This is a genomic window from Paenibacillus pinihumi DSM 23905 = JCM 16419 (assembly GCF_000422505.1).
Taxonomy (GTDB): domain Bacteria; phylum Bacillota; class Bacilli; order Paenibacillales; family Paenibacillaceae; genus Paenibacillus_D; species Paenibacillus_D pinihumi.
Genome location: NZ_KE383865.1, coordinates 1 through 19,415 on the forward strand (window position 1 = coordinate 1; position 19,415 = coordinate 19,415).

15 protein-coding genes are annotated in these 19,415 nt (G+C 50.3%); 13 read left to right on the forward strand and 2 right to left on the reverse strand.

The window, feature by feature from the left end; all coding sequences use genetic code 11:
• A partial coding sequence (locus H583_RS0120055; RefSeq protein ID WP_028562038.1) for a transposase occupies positions 1-683 on the forward strand: 683 nt, incomplete at its 5' end.
• Between the two features lie 3 nt (positions 684-686).
• Here the strand turns inward: H583_RS0120055 and H583_RS0120060 are convergent.
• Complete coding sequence (locus H583_RS0120060; RefSeq protein ID WP_154665939.1) at positions 687-953, reverse strand: hypothetical protein; 267 nt, start codon at positions 951-953, stop codon at positions 687-689.
• Positions 954-1,431: 478 nt separating this feature from the next.
• Between H583_RS0120060 and H583_RS0120065 the strand changes: the two genes are divergently transcribed.
• The 5 genes from H583_RS0120065 (at position 1,432) to H583_RS0120085 (ending at position 6,906) form a co-directional block, all read left to right on the forward strand.
• Positions 1,432-1,890: a MarR family winged helix-turn-helix transcriptional regulator gene (locus H583_RS0120065; RefSeq protein ID WP_028562040.1), complete on the forward strand. Its 459-nt coding sequence runs from the start codon at positions 1,432-1,434 to the stop codon at positions 1,888-1,890.
• 135 nt (positions 1,891-2,025) lie between these two features.
• Entirely contained in the window at positions 2,026-3,753 is a 1,728-nt protein-coding gene (locus tag H583_RS0120070; protein WP_028562041.1) for an ABC transporter ATP-binding protein, read from the forward strand.
• On the forward strand, positions 3,746-5,512 hold the full coding sequence (locus H583_RS33595; RefSeq protein ID WP_051236727.1) for an ABC transporter ATP-binding protein: 1,767 nt from the start codon (positions 3,746-3,748) through the stop codon (positions 5,510-5,512). The genes H583_RS0120070 and H583_RS33595 overlap by 8 nt, the downstream gene beginning before the upstream one ends.
• Before the next feature lie 119 nt (positions 5,513-5,631).
• On the forward strand, positions 5,632-6,078 hold the full coding sequence (locus H583_RS0120080) for an effector binding domain-containing protein (RefSeq protein WP_028562042.1): 447 nt from the start codon (positions 5,632-5,634) through the stop codon (positions 6,076-6,078).
• Between the two features lie 321 nt (positions 6,079-6,399).
• Complete coding sequence (locus H583_RS0120085; RefSeq protein ID WP_028562043.1) at positions 6,400-6,906, forward strand: hypothetical protein; 507 nt, start codon at positions 6,400-6,402, stop codon at positions 6,904-6,906.
• Between the two features lie 316 nt (positions 6,907-7,222).
• Here the strand turns inward: H583_RS0120085 and H583_RS0120090 are convergent, their stop codons facing one another.
• Positions 7,223-9,034, reverse strand: a complete 1,812-nt coding sequence (locus tag H583_RS0120090) for a cellulase family glycosylhydrolase (RefSeq protein WP_028562044.1) — start codon at positions 9,032-9,034, stop codon at positions 7,223-7,225.
• A gap of 209 nt (positions 9,035-9,243) precedes the next feature.
• On the opposite strand from H583_RS0120090, the gene H583_RS33600 reads away from it, so the two are divergent.
• Genes H583_RS33600 through H583_RS33605 form a run of 7 tightly spaced genes read left to right on the forward strand, consistent with a single transcriptional unit; the run spans position 9,244 to position 19,415 of the window.
• Positions 9,244-12,246, forward strand: a complete 3,003-nt coding sequence (locus H583_RS33600) for an extracellular solute-binding protein (protein ID WP_051236729.1) — start codon at positions 9,244-9,246, stop codon at positions 12,244-12,246.
• A complete protein-coding gene (locus H583_RS0120100; protein ID WP_211228345.1) occupies positions 12,243-13,214 on the forward strand; it encodes a carbohydrate ABC transporter permease in 972 nt (323 codons plus the stop codon). Before H583_RS33600 ends, H583_RS0120100 begins: the two co-directional genes overlap by 4 nt.
• Before the next feature lie 7 nt (positions 13,215-13,221).
• Positions 13,222-14,076 carry a carbohydrate ABC transporter permease gene (locus tag H583_RS0120105; RefSeq protein ID WP_036710396.1) on the forward strand — a complete coding sequence of 285 codons (855 nt, stop codon included), beginning with the start codon at positions 13,222-13,224 and terminating at the stop codon, positions 14,074-14,076.
• Between the two features lie 13 nt (positions 14,077-14,089).
• The gene (locus H583_RS0120110; protein WP_028562047.1) at positions 14,090-15,583 is read left to right on the forward strand and encodes a hypothetical protein; all 1,494 of its coding nucleotides are present in this window, start codon (positions 14,090-14,092) and stop codon (positions 15,581-15,583) included.
• Positions 15,583-16,197: a YIP1 family protein gene (locus H583_RS0120115; RefSeq protein WP_028562048.1), complete on the forward strand. Its 615-nt coding sequence runs from the start codon at positions 15,583-15,585 to the stop codon at positions 16,195-16,197. Before H583_RS0120110 ends, H583_RS0120115 begins: the two co-directional genes overlap by 1 nt.
• Before the next feature lie 51 nt (positions 16,198-16,248).
• On the forward strand, positions 16,249-18,540 hold the full coding sequence (locus H583_RS0120120) for a DUF5696 domain-containing protein (RefSeq protein WP_028562049.1): 2,292 nt from the start codon (positions 16,249-16,251) through the stop codon (positions 18,538-18,540).
• Complete coding sequence (locus tag H583_RS33605) at positions 18,537-19,415, forward strand: carbohydrate ABC transporter permease (protein ID WP_036710399.1); 879 nt, start codon at positions 18,537-18,539, stop codon at positions 19,413-19,415. The genes H583_RS0120120 and H583_RS33605 overlap by 4 nt, the downstream gene beginning before the upstream one ends.

The window sequence follows — 19,415 nt, forward strand, 5'->3', positions numbered from 1 at the left end:
AAACGATGCTTGATGTGCTGCCAGGTCGTCGACTGGAGGACTTGCGAGCCTATGCGAAGGCGCATCCCGACTTTCTCAGCTTGCATCCCGAAGCAGTGGTCATGGACTTGGCTCCGGCCTACCATACTTGGATTCGCGAGTGCTATCCAAATGCGATTCGAATTGCGGATCGTTTTCACGTGCATGGCTATGTCATCGAATGCGTGCAGCGTATCCGTAAAGCCGTTCAGCAAACGTTGGCACCGCGTGCAAAAGCACATTTGAAAAAGCATCATCGATTATTAAATCCGCCGATCGAAGCCCTAAAGAAAGAGAGCCAAAAGCAACTCTCCCTTCTGCTCGGCTACTCGCCGCTGCTACGCCAAGTTTGGGAGTGGAAAGAGGTCTTCACCACCTGGTACGATTGTTCTCCAAACGTGTACGTCGCAAAAATCGGATTTGAACGCTGGTGTCTCCAAGGAAACCAAATCGAGCATTCAGCAGTCCATGGCACCTTGAAAACCATGCACAACTGGAAAGAGGAAATCATCAACTATCATCATTGCAGATGGACGAATGCAACCGTAGAAGGTCGGCATAATCGCATCAAGGCCTTCCAGCGTCGTCGTTATTTCACCCGAAATCGCCGTTACTATAAAGACGGCATCCTGTTGGAATGTAATCGACATCGAGTTCAGATGTAATCGTCAAGCACTGATTTTAAGGTTGAGCCCTAATAGAACTTCGGATTCAGATGTTTTCACGTTATACTGGATGATTAGAACGGGTGTGCTGCTATCTGAGTCATCGTGAGCCTTGGTCAGTATGTGCCATATCGATTTGTTGATAAAATAAATTTGCTTAACTACTTCTATTTGATCGATTTCAATTTCTTTTTTTTTATAGGTGGATAATTGGTTCCTTAAATCCTTGAAAAAATCGTCAGCTTGTACTATAGCTTCTTGTTCAGACATATATTCCAAACCTAAAATATAGCGCGATAAAGTAGTACCGTTTTCTCTGTCAGTTAAGGTTAAGTATGCGTAATAGAATATAAGTAACAGCAAAACTAAAATGACTGTTTTGATTAACCGCATTTTTGTGGGAAAAATGTTGATTCACTCCTTTGATAAAAAAGTGTTTCTCAAATAAGAGTGCAATGAACCGATTAAAACTTGCAACTTCTTTGCCCGCAACTTGATTATATAATCAGAATCCATTTATTGTATATAAATTGAATTAATAGTTATATCTGATCGTACTGCTATCAGAAAGAGAAAATCAACCTTTAACGATGGACTCTTATTTTCTGGTACTGCTCGTTATTTTGTGCAATAATTTAATAGGCTTCATGAGGCTAGTCATAGTTATTGAATTAAATTCTTTATATAACTGAGTTCATGGTCCTTCCCCAGTGTAAATACTCATTCAAAATGAAAAGGAGTCACCCCCATGGAATTCCGGCACGCTGAGGCCATCATGCATTTAATGGGCCAGACGACCAAGATGCACCGCCACAATATTGATCTGCTCATTCGGGAGCATGAGGTGTTTCCCGGGCAGCCGCCGCTGCTGATACATTTGTCCAAGCGGGATGGTCAGAGCCAGAAGGAGCTGGGCGAGCGGATGCGGATTACGCCTGCGACGCTGACAGTCATGATTAACAGGATGCAAAAAGTCGGTCTGCTTAAACGTGTTCCCGATCCCTCAGATCAGCGGGTAACACGCGTGTTTTTAACAGAAAAAGGACGAATTGCAGCGGATGCGGTCCATGAAGCGCTTCGGGTGACAGAGGAAGCAAGTCTTGCAGGGTTGGATGAAGAAGATAAAAAATTGCTGCGCTTACTGCTCGGGAAGGTATATAATAATCTGGAAGGTTTTGCAGTATTTAATTCCGGTGACAAGAACTAATACAACAAAAAGGATGCAAACACTGTTCCAGCCCAATATGGTCGTCCGTTCATTGGTCATCGGTCAGGTTATAAACAACCAATCAATTCAAATAGTTAGCCGACTAAATAAAAAGGGGGAATCGGCTTGAAATTTATGAAGTATATAAAGCCTTACTGGTGGGCCGCCCTGTTAGCCCCTCTCTTGATGATTATGGAGGTGTGCATGGACTTGCTTCAGCCCAAGCTGATGGCGGATATTGTCAACAGCGGTGTTATGCAGGGCGATACGGCATTCATAATGAGAACCGGAGGATGGATGTTAACGGCGGCAATTGTGGGGCTGATCGGAGGTATCGGCTGTACGGTATTCTCCAGCTATGCGGCAATCAGGTTCGGAGGGGCGTTGCGTCTTGATTTGTTCAAGAAGGTGCAGACCTTCTCCTTCAATAATCTGGATGAATTCCGCACCAGCTCGCTCGTGAACCGGCTGACAGGGGACGTCATTCAGATGCAAAATCTGGTGCAAACTGCGCTGCGTGTGTTCGTCAGGGAGTCAGCGCTCGCGATCGGTTCTATTGTCATGGCCTTTGTGCTAAGTCCGCGGCTGGCGGTCATAATGCTGATTACGCTCCCGTTGCTTGCACTAATCTTGTACATTCTGGCCAAATTAACAGTTCCGCTGTTTTCCGCTGTACAGCAAAAGCTGGACCGGCTGAATACCGTGCTGCAGGAGAATTTGTCCGGCATTCGGGTTGTGAAAGCATTTGTGCGTGCTGACTATGAGCAGCGGCGTTTTGCCAAGGCCAATCAATCTTATCTGGATATCGCGGTTAAAGCGGCGAGAACGGCGGCGATTGGCATGCCGGTTATGATGTTTGTCCTTAATACGGCTACGGTTGCGGTACTCTGGTATGGGGGCCATCATTATTGGAGCGGGTCGCTGGAGCTTGGAAACCTCATTGCATTCGTAAATTACATGGCACAGCTTCTGTTCGCGCTTGTCTCACTCGGCATGATGATTATGATGCTGTCGCGGGCTAAAGCTTCGGCTGTGAGAGTTCAGGAAGTGCTAGCCGCCGATCCGGTTATTACCGATCCGGAATTGCCGCGGGACAAAGTGATTCGTCATGGCGAAGTGGAGTTTAACAGGGTGTCTTTTACTTACCGTGAGGGTGGGGAGGGCCGTGAGGTGCTTCAGAATATTAATTTAAAAATCCGTCCCCGCAAGATGGTGGGCATATTGGGCGCAACAGGGTCAGGTAAAACCTCACTGGTCAATCTTATTCCGAGACTTTACGAGGCAGGGAGCGGCGAAGTGTTGATTGATGGAGTCAATGTCAACCGGATTGCTACCGGGCATCTGCGCCGGGAAATCGGGGTAGTGCTCCAGCAAGCGATATTATTCTCTGGCTCGATTCGGGATAACATCCGGTTCGGCAAACCTGAAGCTGGTGATGATGAAGTGATAGCAGCAGCGCAGGCGGCGCAGGCGCATGAGTTCATCAGCAAGCTGCCGGATGGTTATGACACGGTGCTTGGGCAGCGGGGAATTAATCTCTCCGGCGGGCAAAAGCAGCGATTATCGATTGCCCGCGCATTGCTGCTGCGTCCGCGTATTCTCATTCTTGATGACAGCACGAGTGCTGTCGATTCCAAGACAGAGTCCGGCATTATGCAGGCATTGGCAGAGCGGGCCAGGGAAAGCACCGTCATTCTGATTGCCCAGCGTATCTCGTCAGTACGCCATGCCGATCAAATCATTGTGCTGGATGAAGGCCGGATTGCGGGAGAGGGAACCCATGAGGAACTGCTGCAAAGCAATGATGTATACCGTCAAATCTATCAGTCCCAGCGACCGGATGAGGAGGTGGCTTATGGATAAAAATAGAGAGGCGGACCGTGAGGGCAAGAAGGCTAAACGCACACGGGCAACATCCGCAAGAATGCTCGGGTATTTGCAGCAGCAGCGCGGCACGCTAATCAGCTTGACTTTGCTGGTGTTGACCGGCTCTGTTCTGACTTTGCTTGCTCCCTACTTGCTGGGACTGGCAGTGGATGAGTATATTCTTCTTCATAACGTGAACGGGATGATCCGGGTCTGTATTCTGCTTCTGATTATTTATGTGACTGCCAGTCTTGTATCGTGGCTGCAAAACCATCTGATGGCCGCTGTGTCCTCCCGGGTTGTTTGGAAGCTTCGTGAGGAGCTGTTTGGGCGCTTGTCCCGGCTGCCGCTGAGGTTTTTTGACCGCTCCAAGCATGGAGATCTGATGAGCCGCACGACGAATGATATGGAGAACATTTCGAACACGCTGAATCAGACGTTGCTTCAAGCCATTACAAGTACAATCATGCTAATTGGTTCCTTTGGCATGATGCTTTACTTGAATATCTGGCTTACGCTGGTGGCGATGGTGACCATACCAGTTGTGCTGTTTGTCATTCGCCGGATCGTGAAGCAGACCAAGTTTCATTTTGCCCAGCAGCAGAAGCGGCTTGGAACACTCAATGGATATATGGAGGAAATGATTACGGGCCAGAAGGCCGTTAAGCTGTATCATCGTGAGCAGCGGGAATCGGAGCAATTTGCCGTTCAAAACGAGGAATTGACCCGTGCCGGCATCCGGGCGCAAATTTTATCCGGCTTTGTCGGGCCGACGATGAATATGACGAATCATCTGAATTTCATGTTAATTGCAGTTGCCGGAGCATGGATGGCAGTGAACGAGTGGGTGACGGTCGGTATTGTAGTCAGCTTCTTGAACTATTCCCGGCAGTTCAGCGGCCCGCTCAACCAGCTTGCCAACCAGTACAATATGATTCAATCCGGTATAGCAGGAGCGGAGCGGGTATTTGAAATTATTGACACCCCGACCGAGTTTGATGAGGAGACTCCACTACGGCAGGCAGATTTCAAGCATGGACGGGTGGACTTTGACAAGGTGGACTTTGCTTATGATGTGAATCCGATACTCAGGCAGGTTTCCTTTACTGCGGAGCCGGGACAGACAATTGCGCTTGTTGGTCCTACAGGAGCGGGGAAGACGACGATCATTAACATGCTGACGCGGTTCTATGAAATTTCCGGGGGCAGCATACGTATCGACGGCACGGATATTCGCAGCTATGACAAGGAGAGTCTGCGCAGCAGGCTCGGGATTGTTCTTCAAGATGCGCATCTGTTCTCGGGAACGGTGCTGGACAATATCCGCTACGGACGTCTAAAAGCTACTGAAGAAGAGGTGATGGCAGCTGCTAAACTTGCCAATGCAGACGCCATGATCCGCAAGCTGCCGCAGGGTTATCAGACGAAACTGTCTGCAGAAGGCGGCAATCTCAGTCAGGGACAGAGACAGCTTGTCACCATTGCAAGGGCGATCCTGGCCGATCCCGCCATACTCATTCTTGACGAAGCGACTAGCAGCGTCGATACACGGACAGAGATGCAGATTCAGGAGGGACTTCGGGTTCTGATGAAAGGGAGAACCAGTTTTGTCATTGCCCACAGGTTGAATACAATCCGGTCAGCCGACCGGATTCTGGTCATTCGGGACGGAGAGGTTACAGAGCAGGGGACGCATGAGGAACTGCTTGCTCTGAAAGGATTTTATTATGGGTCGCACATGCTGTTAGCAAAATAGAAGATTAAGTCATTCCCTTAAATTCCACCCCATTATTGGGTCCATTTACAAAATAATAGAAATGAATTAGTATATTATTATGGGAAATAAATCCAAAAAATAAAGGAGTGATGTATGTCATGTTTGAATGTGAGATCATTGCAAGAGATGCTAGTGATTTTGCCGGATTTAGCTTCTCAGGACCTTTCCCCCATTCATTTCCTTCAGAAGCTGTAAAAGTTCAGCATAAACTTGGAAGCAGGAAGTCTGAATTTACTCCGAACATAAATACTGACGTTGTTTTTAGTCCGTATTATGTATCTGACAATTTGGCTACATATTTTGCCTGTTATGAAGTACCTGAAGGTAATGCGATTCCAGAAGGCATGGTGAGCTTTAAACTTCCTGGTCATACTTATGCAAAAGTGACTTGCACGAATAAAACAATCCGTGACGGATACGGTCATGTATTTAATTGGATGCAAAAGAATGGACATAAGCAGCTAAACGGAGCTTGCTCGATTGAAGTTTTTTATATAGAAGAAGCAGACGAAGAGAAGGTCGAGCTATTGATACCTGTCGAATAGCATCCAAAGCCAATGTACTCAATCTTAAACAGGAAGATATACTTGGACTTGCATCTTTGCTCTAATAACATTAGACGATTAATCCTAGAGGTGCAGGATGGTCATGGCAAGACAGAGTGTGTGCTGGGGGACCGTTGGGAAAAGAAAATGACTCTCATAGAATATTCGGGTGGTTGGAGTTGACTTTGGTAAAAATGGTATTTCATTTACATTGACAACGTAGGTCACCAATGGACTAAACCTGTTTCTAAGCCATATTCAGTTCAATAATTAATTTGAAAGAGGGGAGAGTTTTCCCCTCTATTTCATTGGGATGATTCCATGTTAAAAATCAAAAATATATATATCTTGATTATAGTATTTCTTATACTTATCATTTCCCTTTATAGGCTGTTTTTCTCACAGAATGATATTCTTTTATCTGTAGAGAAAGAAAGTAATCTAAAGTTTGATCATGAAAACGTGAACACTATTGAGCTTGATAAAACTTCCAAAATCATTTTAACAAGTAAGTCAGATGGTTCTGAATTTTATTTTCTGATTGTTCATGATTATAAACTTGAACAAATTACAACTTTTGCTGTTGATGAAGAAAGTCCTCTTGAATGGAATTACATTCAAAATCCAGGTGACAAAACTAATCTTTTATTAGGGAAAATTAATCCTAATTATTCGGGTGAAATTGAAATAGATGGTGTTAATAATAATGAAATAAATAAAATTCTGTTTAAAGAACATGTGCTTTTTTATGTTAAAAAGTCTTTATCTTTGCCAATAAAAATAAAAATGGTAAATTCAAAAGGAGAGACGGTGTATTCAAATTTTTGATTTGAATACACCGTCTTTAATGGCTGCTAGAATAAATTATGAGGATGTGTTAAAGGAACGGTTATCGTTTGAGGCTGGTATTGTTCTGCCAACGCGCTCCAATGACTTTGGGCGCACGGCTTGTTTACACATTACATGTTTTTGAAAAAATAGAGTAATGAATACATCATTAACCATTTTTTGATAAATATCATATTAATTTAGTAAGGGGTGATACGTTGCGATACCTTGCTGATATACGTTTTTTCTTGCGATCAGCTTCCACTTGTTCAAGCATGCCAATCATGTAAGTTATTCATTTTAACGATACTGATATTCAGATTTTCACAACTTCAATCCAATCCAGCTTCACGCTGCCGCCCGTCGCCTTAACATGCAGCTCATGCAGGCCTGTTTGGAATGTCTCATCCTTGGCGATCTCATAGACCACCCATGCAGGGGAGTTATCCTCAGCAGGTCCGGGAGCAGTCGTATCACCGCTATCCGCGTCGTCAAATGCCAATGCAGAGCCTTCAATCCGCGAAGCAGCCACTTCTTCTTCTGTAGCCTTGCTGTCATACGAAGAGGCAGCGCTGACGGCAGCAGATTGTTGTTCTTCTTCCAGCTGCAGATTTGCATGGTCTCCAGCTTTCTGCACAGCCGTCCCGAGCGGATTGCCATTCAGCTTGACCTCCAGCGACCCATTCGCATCCTGGAATGAAGCCTGCAGCCGAATTGTATATGCCTCGTCTGTCTCACTATATACGCGGTACCGTACCCATTCTCCGTCGTTCAATAGAACGCACAGTTTCTCTTCCTCAATTTGCTGTACATTGCCGTGGCTGCTGAAGCTTGGCGTTTTGCCGGACTCCCCGTTTAAGAATTCGATCAGCAGTCCGTCATTTTTACGGAACAAGCTTCCCTCAGCCGGTCCGCCCGCCGCATAATGGTCGATTCCCGCCCCCTGATTGCCGTAATATTCAGCCGGGATACGCAGTGGCAGTTTGCGCTGGCAAGAGCGCAGCACCTCGGGCGAGTAGGTGCAGTTGTCAAACCGGATATTTTCCAGATACTGATCAAGAATTGCTTGTGCTTTCTCAGGCTCCGGCTTCGCTCCTTCTCCCTGGGCATAGGCAATAATCAGGTCCCAGTCGTCGGGGCGATTGATTGAGCAGGGGGAATTGCGGTTATCGAGTTTTTTCCACGGCCAGAAATTCCATGAGATATTGTGGTCTTCAAACAGACCGAATGCACCGACATACCAATCCCAGCAGTTTTCCCCGCCTTCACCCATATAGATGGGCGCATTCCATTCCTTGCGCTTGTCCAAAAACCGCTGAATGCTCGCTGTATCGACTGCGCTCCAATATTTGTGGAATTGCAGCATTGTATTATCGTCGAATTTCTCCGTGAAGATTGACCAGTCATTGGCCCAGTGAACGCCCTCAATGATAATCATATGACGGGAGTCTACCTCACGAATGGCCTGTGTAATGTCGCGATAAAGCGGCATGACCTGATCATTATGCTTGTTGAACCATTCCGGCAGCGGCTCATTCAGCAGATCATAGCCGCCTACAATCCATTCATCCTTGTAGCGCTCGGCAAGCATCCGCCACAGCCGGATCGTCCGGTCACGCATTTCGTCCGACTGAAACAGCCCGGGCTGATCATGCTCGCTGTCATCTATATTTGCTCCTGTCTGACCGCCGGGCGCGCCATGCAGATCCAGAATGACATAGAGCTGGTAGCTGCGGCACCATTCAATCAGCCGGTCAATTCGGGCAATCCCGTCATCTTTCCATCTGAGGGGTTCGTCATCCTCAATAATATGTCGCGAATTAATCGCTAACCGGACGGAATTCAAGCCTTCCTCGGCCATTTTGCGAATGTCTGCTTCCGTAATGTATTCTTCGTGGAATCGCTTCCAAAACAACTCGGCCTGTGTGTCCCCAATCAGATCCGCAATCAGCTTTTCAATCCGTCTTGGACGGTCCGCGCCCTTGAAGAATTTCCACATATACCCCTCCGGCAGCATCCAGTTGCCCAGCCCGACCCCGCGAAGCAGCAACTGCTCGCCGTCTCCGTTGACAATGCGCTCTCCGTCTGCACGCAAAAAGCCCTTTACTTGACCTTGATCTTTATACATGGTACCAGCCCCTTTCCCCAATTGATAACTAGGATACGATGGCAGGGGCGAAAAAATCAACCTGAAAATAGTTAAAAATTAGGAATCAAACGCTTTAAAACCCAAATGATTGAAAAAAGACTATAAGTCTAATAAAGTGCGATTCCACCTCTTGGGGCCGCTTGATAAAATGTTGAATAATCTAGCCACAAGACAGGGGGAACATATGCGTGCTTCGCAGAGCTGCAAAATTATTACGTAACTATATGGTCAGTCTGATTGTGCTTGCCTTGGTTGCCGTTGCTATCCTCTATTGGAACAGCACGCGCGGATTTAATGACGATGCGATGGCGAGCGTACCCGACTATAGTGATGTCGATGAGCGCTCGATATTGGCTGATCAGGACATCAAGAGCAGGCTTGAGCCTTCCTACCTGAAATACATGAAGGCTTTGGAGCAGGAGGGAGCCAAGGATACATCAGGATTCCGCCTGTCAGTCCCGTCATTGGAGTACGCCGCCAAGAGTGAGGAAGGCACCTCTGTTGCCAGCAGACTGGACGGCTGGGCTGGTGATGTGCTTGTACTGGAGGGGGAGGACAGCTGGGTGGAATACAAGGTAAACGTCCCGGAGGACGGATTTTACCAGCTGGCCATGAGCTATTATGCGCTCGAGGGCAAGCGTTCCGCAATTGTGCGGAATGTCCAGATTGACGGCGGGTTCCCGTTCTTCCAGTCGAAGAAGATGGAATTTCAGCGGATGTGGAGAGAAGCGGGACCGACGACCAAGGATAATCAGGGCAATGAGTTCAACCCGCGGCGGGAAGAGGTATTCGGATGGCAGTATCGCGAGTTCCGTGATGCCGAAGGCAAGGTGTCCGAGCCGTTCCGCTATTATTTGACCAAAGGGGAGCATACGATCCGCATTAATGCGATGCGGGAGCCGGCAGCGATTGGCGAGCTGGAAGTATTCTCACCTGTACCCATCCCAAGTTATGAACAGCTTGTGGCTGAATATGACCAAAAGGGGTATAAGCAGACGAACGGCCACTTCATCAAAGTGCAGGCGGAAGGTTCTACATTGCGTTCCGATCCGACGCTGCGCCGTGTGGAAGACCGTGAGCCGTCTACAGAGCCGCTAAATCCGAAAGCGATTACATTAAACAGCTTCGGCGGCGATGCCTGGCGCAAGGGAGGCCAATGGGCGGAATGGGAATTCGAGGTACCGGAAAGCGGCCTGTACAATATTGGCGCAAGGTTCGGGGCATGGTTCCTGAACGGTATCCCAATTGAACGCATGGTAATGATTGACGGCAAGGTGCCATTTAAGGAAATGAATCATGCCAAATTCCCGTTCAAGCAGGGATGGCAGCTTCACAGTCTGACAGACAAGGACGAGGAGTATCTCTTCTATCTGGAGGAAGGCAAGCACACGCTGCGGATGGAGGTGCAGGTCGGGTCGCTTGGCGAGGTGTTCGAAAATGTACTGGATACGACGAGCAAGATCTCGCTTCTGTCCAGGGAAATCCTGCAAATAACGGGTACGAATCCGGACCCGAACCGGGACTGGAAGCTGGAAGGCAGTATTCCGAACCTCGTGCCGCGGATTCATCTGATGGCCAAATCGCTGGATGATGCGATAAATATGCTTTATGACTTTGGCGTGCCGAAGGGCTCGTCGGAGATCAGCACTTTGGGTGAGGCACGCGACCAGCTGCTGTCCATGGCTGCCAAGAGCGAGTCGATCCCGAGCCGTCTGGCATCACTGACGGATATGCAATCCTCGCTCGGACTATGGGTGAACGGTCTGAGCACGCAAAGCGTGATCGTTGATTACTTTGTGATCAAATCGGAGGATCAGCCGTGGCCAAAGGCGGAGGCGCCGATCATGAAGCGTCTCGGAACAACAGCAATGGATTTTATGTATTCGTTTACAAAAGACTATAGCGGCATCGGGAATGTCTACGATGACGAAGAAGTGATTGATGTGTGGGTAGCCCGTGGCCGCGACTGGGTGCAGATTATCAAGCAGATGGTTGATGAGGATTTCACGCCGGAGACCGGCATCAAGGTCAATGTGAATGTCATCCCTGCCGGAGCGATGCAGCTTCTGCTGCTCGCACAGACATCCGGTCTTGCGCCTGACGTAGCGCTTGGGGTGGAAGGGGAAGTGCCGATTGATTTCGCGGTTCGCGGCGGCTTGGTCGACCTGTCCACATTTAGTGATTACGGGGAGGTCGCATCCAGATTCCGGCCGGGCGCCCTGATTCCGTACCGGTATAACGGCGGCAACTATGCGCTGCCGGAGACGCAGAACTTCTCCATGCTGTTCTACCGCACAGATATTATGGAGGAGCTCGGCGTAACGGAAGATCAGATTCCCGAGACGTGGGAAGAGGTCATGAACCTGATTCCGCTGTTGCAGCAGAACGGGATGGATTTCTTCTATCCCCACGCACCGAATGCGCCGAACAATGCGGTCAATGAATTCGCACCGTTCTTGTTCCAGCGCAACGGTGATCTGTACAAGAACGACGGACGTTATTCGGATCTGGACTCCCATGAAGCACTGGAAGCGATCAAGATGTGGACCGGGCTGTATACGAACTACAAGATTGAGAAGCAGGCCGACTTCTACAACCGTTTCCGTACAGGAGAAATGCCGATCGGGGTCGCCGATTATACGACCTATGTCATGCTGTCTACAGCGGCGCCTGAGCTGACAGGCTGGTGGAAGATGCAGCCGATTCCGGGCCTCAAGCAGTCGGACGGCAAGATCAACCGCTCAACAGGCGGTCTCGGACAGACGGCAGTCATGTTCAACAGCGCGAAAAACAAAGACGCGGCCTGGAAGTTCATGACCTGGTGGACGGGAGCAGATGCGCAGGAGCGGTTCGGCTCTGAGCTGGAGTCGCTGCTAGGCGTAGAAGCGAGATGGAATACGGCGAATGTCGAAGCACTGACGCGCCTGCCATGGCAATCAGAGGATATCGACGCCGTACTGGAGCAGTGGGAATGGTTCCGTGAGCGCGAGGTCGTGCTCGGCGGCTACTATACAACACGGCATATTGCGAACATCTGGAACGAGATTGTGCTTAACGGGGTCATCCCGCGTGAGGCGATTGAGAACGGTGTCCGCGAGATTAACAAGGAGCTTCGCAAGAAGCGGGAAGAGTTCGGCGATGACTACGCTGGCGGCACCCGCTTAGATACCGGAGGAGGGGCGAAACGATGAGCAGTACAGCTACGACGAAGACAGTACCGGGGACGGATCGTCCCCTCAGCCCCGGAACGGGCAAGCCGAGCAAAATGTCGCTCTTGTGGGCGAACATCAAACGTCATAAGCTGTCTTATTTATTTCTTGCACCGTTTTTGCTGTTATTCACCTTTTTTACGATCATTCCGATTTTTACTTCGATCGGGCTCAGCTTCAGCTATTACAACATGATTGAAAGCCCTCGCTTCATCGGGCTGTCCAACTATCGGCTGCTGTTTGTCGATGATGATATTTTCCTCAAGGCGATTGGCATCACGTTTAATTTTGCGATGATTACCGGGCCTGTGGGCTATATTATGGCCTTTATGCTGGCCTGGCTCATCAGCCAGGTGCCGGTGAAGTACCGCTTTTTCTATACGTTGTGCTTCTATACGCCTTCGATTACGAGTGCAACGGCTATGTCGGTTGTGTGGCTGTACCTGTTTGCGGGTGACCGCAAAGGGCTGATCAACTACTGGGCGCTCAAGCTCGGAATTATTCAGGAGCCGTACCTGTTTTTGCAAAATGTCAACTCGATCGTGCCGGTCATTATTATCGTGTCACTCTGGATGAGCATGGGCATCGGCTTCCTGGCTTTCCTGGCCGGCTTGCAGAATGTGTCCAAGGAGCTGTATGAGGCTGGCGCAATCGACGGCATCAAGTTCAAGCTGCAGGAACTGTGGTACATTACGATTCCATCGGTAAAGCCGCAGTTGCTCTTCGGTGCTGTGCTCCAGGTCGTATTTTCTCTGCAGGTATTCGATGTCAGTGTCCAACTCGTCGGCATACCGAGTCCGCTCTACGCGGGACATACAATTCTGACGCATTTATTCGATTATGCCTTTATCAAATTCGAGATGGGATACGCATCGGCCATTGCGGTCGTCCTGTTCCTGATCATGCTTGGACTGAATCGCCTTATCTTTAAGTGGCTGGGGAGGGACTGACATCATCATGGTAAAAGGCTTGAGATTCAACTGGGGCAGATCGCTCTTCTACCTGCTGCTGACCGCATTCGGACTGCTGATGCTCGCCCCCCTTGTATACATGGCGTCGACTGCATTCAAACCGACGGCTGAGCTGTTCCTGTTCCCGCCGCGCTTCTTCTTCATCAATCCGACGTGGAACAACTTTTATCAGCTCCTGCTTGTCACAGGATCGTCCTTCGTGCCGTTTACACGTTACATCTTCAACAGCCTTATCGTTACGCTGGGCGTTGTCGGCGGCGGGATTATCGTATCGGCGCTGGCAGCCTATCCGCTAGCCAAGCATAACATGCCGTTTCGCAGCGCGATTTTCAATCTTATCGTATTCTCGCTGATGTTCTCGCCAATGGTATTGCAAATTCCGCAATATTTGGTCATCAGCAATATCGGTCTCATGAATACGTATATCGCCCAGATCATTCCGTATCTGGCTTCGCCGGTCGGCATGTTTCTCATGGTGCAGTTTGCGAAGCAGATTCCGGAGCCGTTGCTGGAGGCGGCAAGGATTGACGGGGCTGGCGAGTGGAAAATCTTTATCTCGATCGTCATTCCGATGCTGAAGCCGGCAATTGCCACCTTTGCGCTGTTCAGCTTCATTCAGGCATGGAATGATCCGTATCCGGCAATGGTGTACGCGACACTGGAGGATATGAAATCACTGCCGATCGCCATTCAGACGATCAGCGGCGGAGCGGGAGTTGTCGCCAGGGTCGGGACGTTCGCCGCAGCCAGCTTCCTGATGATTATCCCGACCATATTAGTATTCGTCATTACGCAGCGGATGGTGCTTCAGACAATGGCCCATTCGGGGCTTAAGGAATAGGGGGAGAGGTACGATGCAGGCAGGTTTATCAAAAGCTGTCGTCGTGTGGCTCGTTTGTGCAGCGCTTCTCCTCGGAATCCCGGCGGCAGCGTCTGCAAACAGCCCATATGACGGCTACATCTGGAATTCAAGATCGGATTCCCCATCGATTAACGGCTATTTGTACAAGGATTCGATCGACGGCTATGATCTGCCGTCCGGTCCGTTCAAAGCGCCGGAGGATATTTTCATCAATGACAACAACTCCATCTATGTGGTGGATAGCGGCAATAACCGGATTGTATTGCTCGACAGCCGGCATCAGCTGATCCGGGTGTACGGGGATGAGGAAGGACCCGGCAAGCTGAATGGCCCGAAGGGGATCTTCGTCAAAAATGACGGCACGTTATATGTCGCCGATACCCAGAACCGGAGGATCGCCATTTTCAATCATGACGGGGTGTTCCAGAAGGAGATCAAAGCGCCGGACAGTCCGCTGCTTGGCGCAAACTTTCTGTTCTCCCCAGCAAAGCTGGTAGTCGACAAGCGGGATTACATGATTGTCGCCAATGACGGCACAAGCTCAGGGCTGTTGCAGATCGATCCGAACGGCAGTTTCAAAGGTTATTTTGGATCCAATATGGTGGAATTCACCTGGCAGCGTTTTTTTGTGCGCTTGTTCGCAACCGATGAGCAGAAAGCGCAGCTCGCTGCTGTAAGGCCGCAGGAATTTTCCAATCTGTATCAGGATCAGGAAGGCTTCATCTGGACGACTACGCTGGGGACGGAATACAACCAGGTCAAGCGGCTCAGCGCCGTCGGTGTCGATACGTTTAATCCGGACTGGACACAGGTGCAGAACCGGAAGAAGTACGGTGATATCTTCTCGTACGGTTCCTTCGATATAGCATCCTTCGTGGATTTGACGGTCGATGACAAGGGAATTGTAACGGCGTTGGATCTATCGACAGGCAAAGCGTTCCAGTATGACAAGGTCAGAAGCCTGCTGTTCGTCTTCGGAGGGCTCGGTACCCAGAACGGCTTGTTCCAGACGCCTGTTGCGATCGACCAGACGACGGATGGCAGCATCTATGTCGTCGACAAGACACGCAACCGGATCGACCGCTTTGGCACAACCCCGTTCGGCGATCTGGTGCATGAGGCCTCGGCTTTGTTCGTCGACGGGCGGTATCAGGAGGCCAAGGAGCCATGGCGGAAGGTGCTGGAGATGAACAGCAATTACGACCTCGCCTACAGCGGCATCGGCAAGGCGCTGGAGAAGGAAGAGCGGTGGGGGGAAGCGATGGCCTATCACAAGATGGCCCGCGATCAATACAATTACTCGCAATCGCTCAAGGAATATCGCAAGGAATGGCTGCGGGAAAATTTCCACATTGTGTTCATCAGCATCATTGTGCTGTTCCTCGTGCTCCGATTCGGCGTTCCGCTGCTGCGGAAGCAGTGGGGCAGATGGATGCCGCCTAAGGAATCCGCACAAGGGAACGTTACGGAAAGGAGTGGCTCCTGATGGAACTGCTTAGCAATACACGCAAGGCGCTGCTGCATCCGCTGGATTTCTTCTATGATATCCAGTTTGGAGGCCGTGCCAAGTGGTCGCATGCCGGTATACTTCTGGCACTGATGGTAATCGTGCATATGCTGCGCATTTCCTGGACCGGATACTCCTTCGAGGGAAGGGAATCGTACCAGGTTTCGTTCCTGTTCGAATCGTTCTGGATTCTGGTGCCATGGGTGACCTGGTGCATCTCCAACTGGGCTGTGAGCGCGATTCTGGATGGGGAAGGCAAATTCAAGGACATCGTCGTCTCCTCTGCGTATGCGCTGCTTCCATATATCGTGCTGTCACTCCCGCTGGCGCTGGTGTCGCAGATTTTGACGCAAGGGGAATATACGACCTACTACGGCATCTACACCTTTATCCAATGCTGGGTGATCTTCCTGTTCCTGGCCAAAGTGAAGATTTTGCATGATTTTGAGCTGGGGAAAATGATATGGATCATCCTGCTGTCGCTGATTGGCATGCTTGTCATCTGGTTTGTCGGGTTCCTCATCTTCGGGCTGGTGAATCAGGCGGTGGAGTTTGTGATCGGAATTGTGAAAGAAGTCCAGTTCCGGCTGTAGGTTAGGCTTTACAATTCATCTCCCACGGAGATGCTTGAGGAGGAAGCAAGCTTGAGCAGACATAAAAAATGGATAACCGCCGCCGCTGCCGTGATGGCTCTGATCCTGCTCGCCGTCGTGATCTACGTGACCCGGGATTTGAAGCCGAACACGGTACAGCCGGTAGCGCAGGAAGAAGAGGAAGAGGTTGTGGAGGATTTTGTCCTTCCGGCCCAGACCGACCCGGATGCCGGCAAGGCCACGGCGCTTGCAGCCGAGAACAGCCGTTACAAGCTGTACGTTAATGAGGAGCTCGGCAATGTGCGTATTGTCGAATCATCCTCAGGTAAGGAATGGTTCAGCTCCCCTCCGGTCGGCAGCGAGATGCCGTCCAACAACCGGGAGTTCATCCAGGCGCCTGTACATGTCCGGTTTACGCAGGGCGTCAGCCCCTCCCAGACCTATCCGAAGAAGGAGAAGGCGGCAACGAAGATGGAGAAGTTCGACCAGGGCGTCCGCTTTACTTTCGACTTCGACAATGAGGCGTTGAATTTCGGCTTTGCGGTGGAATACCGGCTGACTGAACAGGGATTCGAAGCCACAATCCCGGACAGCTCCATCTATGAGAACGGGCGGTCCAAGATTACAACATTGGAGCTGCTGCCGTTCTTCGGTGCGCAGGGCAAGCAGGATCAGGGAGCGGTATTCATCCCGGACGGCTCCGGCGCGCTCATCCGCTTCAAGGAGGTGCATCCGCAATATTTTGACGGATATTCCGAGTTCGTCTATGGCGGCGACCATGCCTTCAAGAAGCGGGTGAATCAGGATTTTAACGATTTGTTTATGCGCAAGCCGAATGTAAAGCAGGATGCCGCGCTGCCGGTATACGGCATTTACCGCGATAATAATCAAGGATTTCTCGCCATCATTACGCAAGGCGACTATGACGTGAGAGTCAACGCCACGCTGCCCGGGATGCGGGGGATTGATATGTACCGCTCCTCCGCAGAGTTCATATACCGCAATGATGACATTATATTTATCGGCAAGTCCGGTGAAATTCCGCTGTTTCAAGGGCAGCGGGTAACCGGAGACCGCACGGTGCGCTATGTGCTGTTGACGGATGACAAGGCCAATTATATCGGGATGGCCCATGCTTACCGCGATTACCTGATCAAGGACCGTCAGGTGCAGCCGGTGAAGCAGGAGCAGGTTCCGCTGCAGGTCAGACTGTTCGGCGGTGTACGGCGGGATGAGATTGTCGGCACTACCTATGTCGATATGACGACCTTCTCCCAGGCGCAAGCGGTTATTGACGCCTTCCTGGAGAAGGGTGTCAAGAGTCTGGAGCTGACAATAGAAGGCTGGTCGAATGACGGGGTATACGGCAACCAGCCGGGCCACTTCCCGGTGGAGGGCAAGCTGGGCGGCAAGAAGGAACTGACGGGGCTTGCCAGCTATGCCAAGGAGCGCGGTATTGATTTGTACTTGAAGGCCAATTATGTGAAGCCTTACGAGGACAGCAGCAAGCTCAAAACCTCGCGTGATGCCATCCGCGGCATTGACCGCGAAGTGAGAAAAGTGCCTCACTACTATATCAGCACACGCTTCTCGGATTGGGATCATGTATTCTATCTGCTTAAGCCTGAGCGTGTCTATGACAAGTATGTGTCGCATGAGGCCGGCCAGTATGCCGATCTGGGTGTTGCCGGTGTCCATTTGCAATACATGGGCGATATGCTCTATTCCGATCATGATCCGAAGAGTCTGGCAGACCGGAGTGTTACGGCAGACATATGGAAAAAGTCGCTGGAGGATATGAGGAGCAAGGTTGGCAAGACTGCGGTCGATTACGGTTATGCCTATACGCTTGGTCTCGTTGACCGGATTGATGATATTCCGGTATATGCCAGTGATTACACGTTTGAGGACGGAGCAGTTCCATTCTATCAAATTGCGATTCATGGCCTGGTGCCATACACAGTCAGTCCGTCCAACCTGCGGGACGATCCGCAGCTTGAGTTTTTGCGGGCGCTGGAGTACGGTGCGCTGCCAAGCTACGAGTTGACATATCAGCCAACGACGAAGCTGGCGCGTTCAATGATGGAGCACTTGTACAGCGCCCAGTATTCCTCTTGGGTTGACCAGGCGGTTACTGAATACGAGACTTTCGCCAAGCTCAAGACACATGTGAAGGACATGGCGATTGTCAATCATGAGCAGCTGGCAGAGCATGTATTCCGCACCACCTATGAGGATGGCTCCTACGTCATTGTGAACTACGGCGATACGTCCGAGCTGGTAGGAAAGCATACACTGGCTGCCAAAGATTACGTCATTGCATTGGAAGGAGAGCAACCATGAAGAATAAACTGCGCCTGACCATCCGGATGCGTACGGTGCTCGAAGCCTACTCCTTCCTGTCGTTGTGGCTGATCGGTTTCGCCATGTTCATGGCGATTCCGCTCGGCAGATCGTTCTATTACGCTTTTAACAAAATGAATGTAACCAAGGACGGGCTCGCTCCGGAATGGACGGGTACGCTGAACTTCCGGCGGGCGTTCTCGACGGATGTCAATTTTTTGCCGCTGCTGCAAAACTCCTTCCTGGAGCTGCTCATTCAGGTGCCGCTCATTCTGATTTTCGCCATGTTTGCGGCGCTGCTGCTGAACCGGCATCTGGTCGGGCGCACCTTCTTCCGCGGCGTTTTCTTCCTCCCGGTCATTATCGCATCGGGGGCTGTGCTGGCGGAGATTCTGGAGCAGGGTGCAGAGCGGATGCCTCTTTTTACCTCGACGGGGCTGTTCATGACGCTGAGCAATGTCATTCCGCCGAACATTTTGGAGCCGCTGCTCAATCTTGCTGATCAGCTGACACTGGTCATGTGGAACTCCGGTGTCCAGATTCTGATTTTCCTGGCGGGGCTGCAGACGATTTCCTCGTCCTTGTACGAGGCGGCTGATATTGACGGCGCGACGAAATGGGAGAGCTTCTGGAAGATTACCTTCCCGATGATCGCCCCGATGATTCTGGTGAACACGCTGTTCACGATTGTCAACTCATTCACCGCAGCGAACAACCAGATGATGGCCTATATCCGGACGGTTGTGTTCAACCAGAATGACTACGGCTATGGCGCGGCGATCGGCTGGATCTATTTCGTCATGATTTTCCTGATTATCGCATTTGTATTCTGGCTGTTCCGCAAAAACCTGAGCAATACGGAAGGAAGGAGATAG

What these genes read in the sequence shown, in the direction of transcription:
- H583_RS0120110 (WP_028562047.1), top strand. Translation starts at nt 14,090, where the DNA reads ATGCAGGCAGGTTTATCAAAAGCTGTCGTCGTGTGGCTCGTTTGTGCA.
- H583_RS0120090 (WP_028562044.1), bottom strand. Translation starts at nt 9,034, where the DNA reads ATGTATAAAGATCAAGGTCAAGTAAAGGGCTTTTTGCGTGCAGACGGA.
- H583_RS0120065 (WP_028562040.1), top strand. Translation starts at nt 1,432, where the DNA reads ATGGAATTCCGGCACGCTGAGGCCATCATGCATTTAATGGGCCAGACG.
- H583_RS0120105 (WP_036710396.1), top strand. Translation starts at nt 13,222, where the DNA reads ATGGTAAAAGGCTTGAGATTCAACTGGGGCAGATCGCTCTTCTACCTG.
- H583_RS0120060 (WP_154665939.1), bottom strand. Translation starts at nt 953, where the DNA reads ATGTCTGAACAAGAAGCTATAGTACAAGCTGACGATTTTTTCAAGGAT.
- H583_RS0120080 (WP_028562042.1), top strand. Translation starts at nt 5,632, where the DNA reads ATGTTTGAATGTGAGATCATTGCAAGAGATGCTAGTGATTTTGCCGGA.
- H583_RS0120085 (WP_028562043.1), top strand. Translation starts at nt 6,400, where the DNA reads ATGTTAAAAATCAAAAATATATATATCTTGATTATAGTATTTCTTATA.
- H583_RS33605 (WP_036710399.1), top strand. Translation starts at nt 18,537, where the DNA reads ATGAAGAATAAACTGCGCCTGACCATCCGGATGCGTACGGTGCTCGAA.
- H583_RS0120070 (WP_028562041.1), top strand. Translation starts at nt 2,026, where the DNA reads ATGAAGTATATAAAGCCTTACTGGTGGGCCGCCCTGTTAGCCCCTCTC.
- H583_RS0120115 (WP_028562048.1), top strand. Translation starts at nt 15,583, where the DNA reads ATGGAACTGCTTAGCAATACACGCAAGGCGCTGCTGCATCCGCTGGAT.
- H583_RS0120100 (WP_211228345.1), top strand. Translation starts at nt 12,243, where the DNA reads ATGAGCAGTACAGCTACGACGAAGACAGTACCGGGGACGGATCGTCCC.
- H583_RS33595 (WP_051236727.1), top strand. Translation starts at nt 3,746, where the DNA reads ATGGATAAAAATAGAGAGGCGGACCGTGAGGGCAAGAAGGCTAAACGC.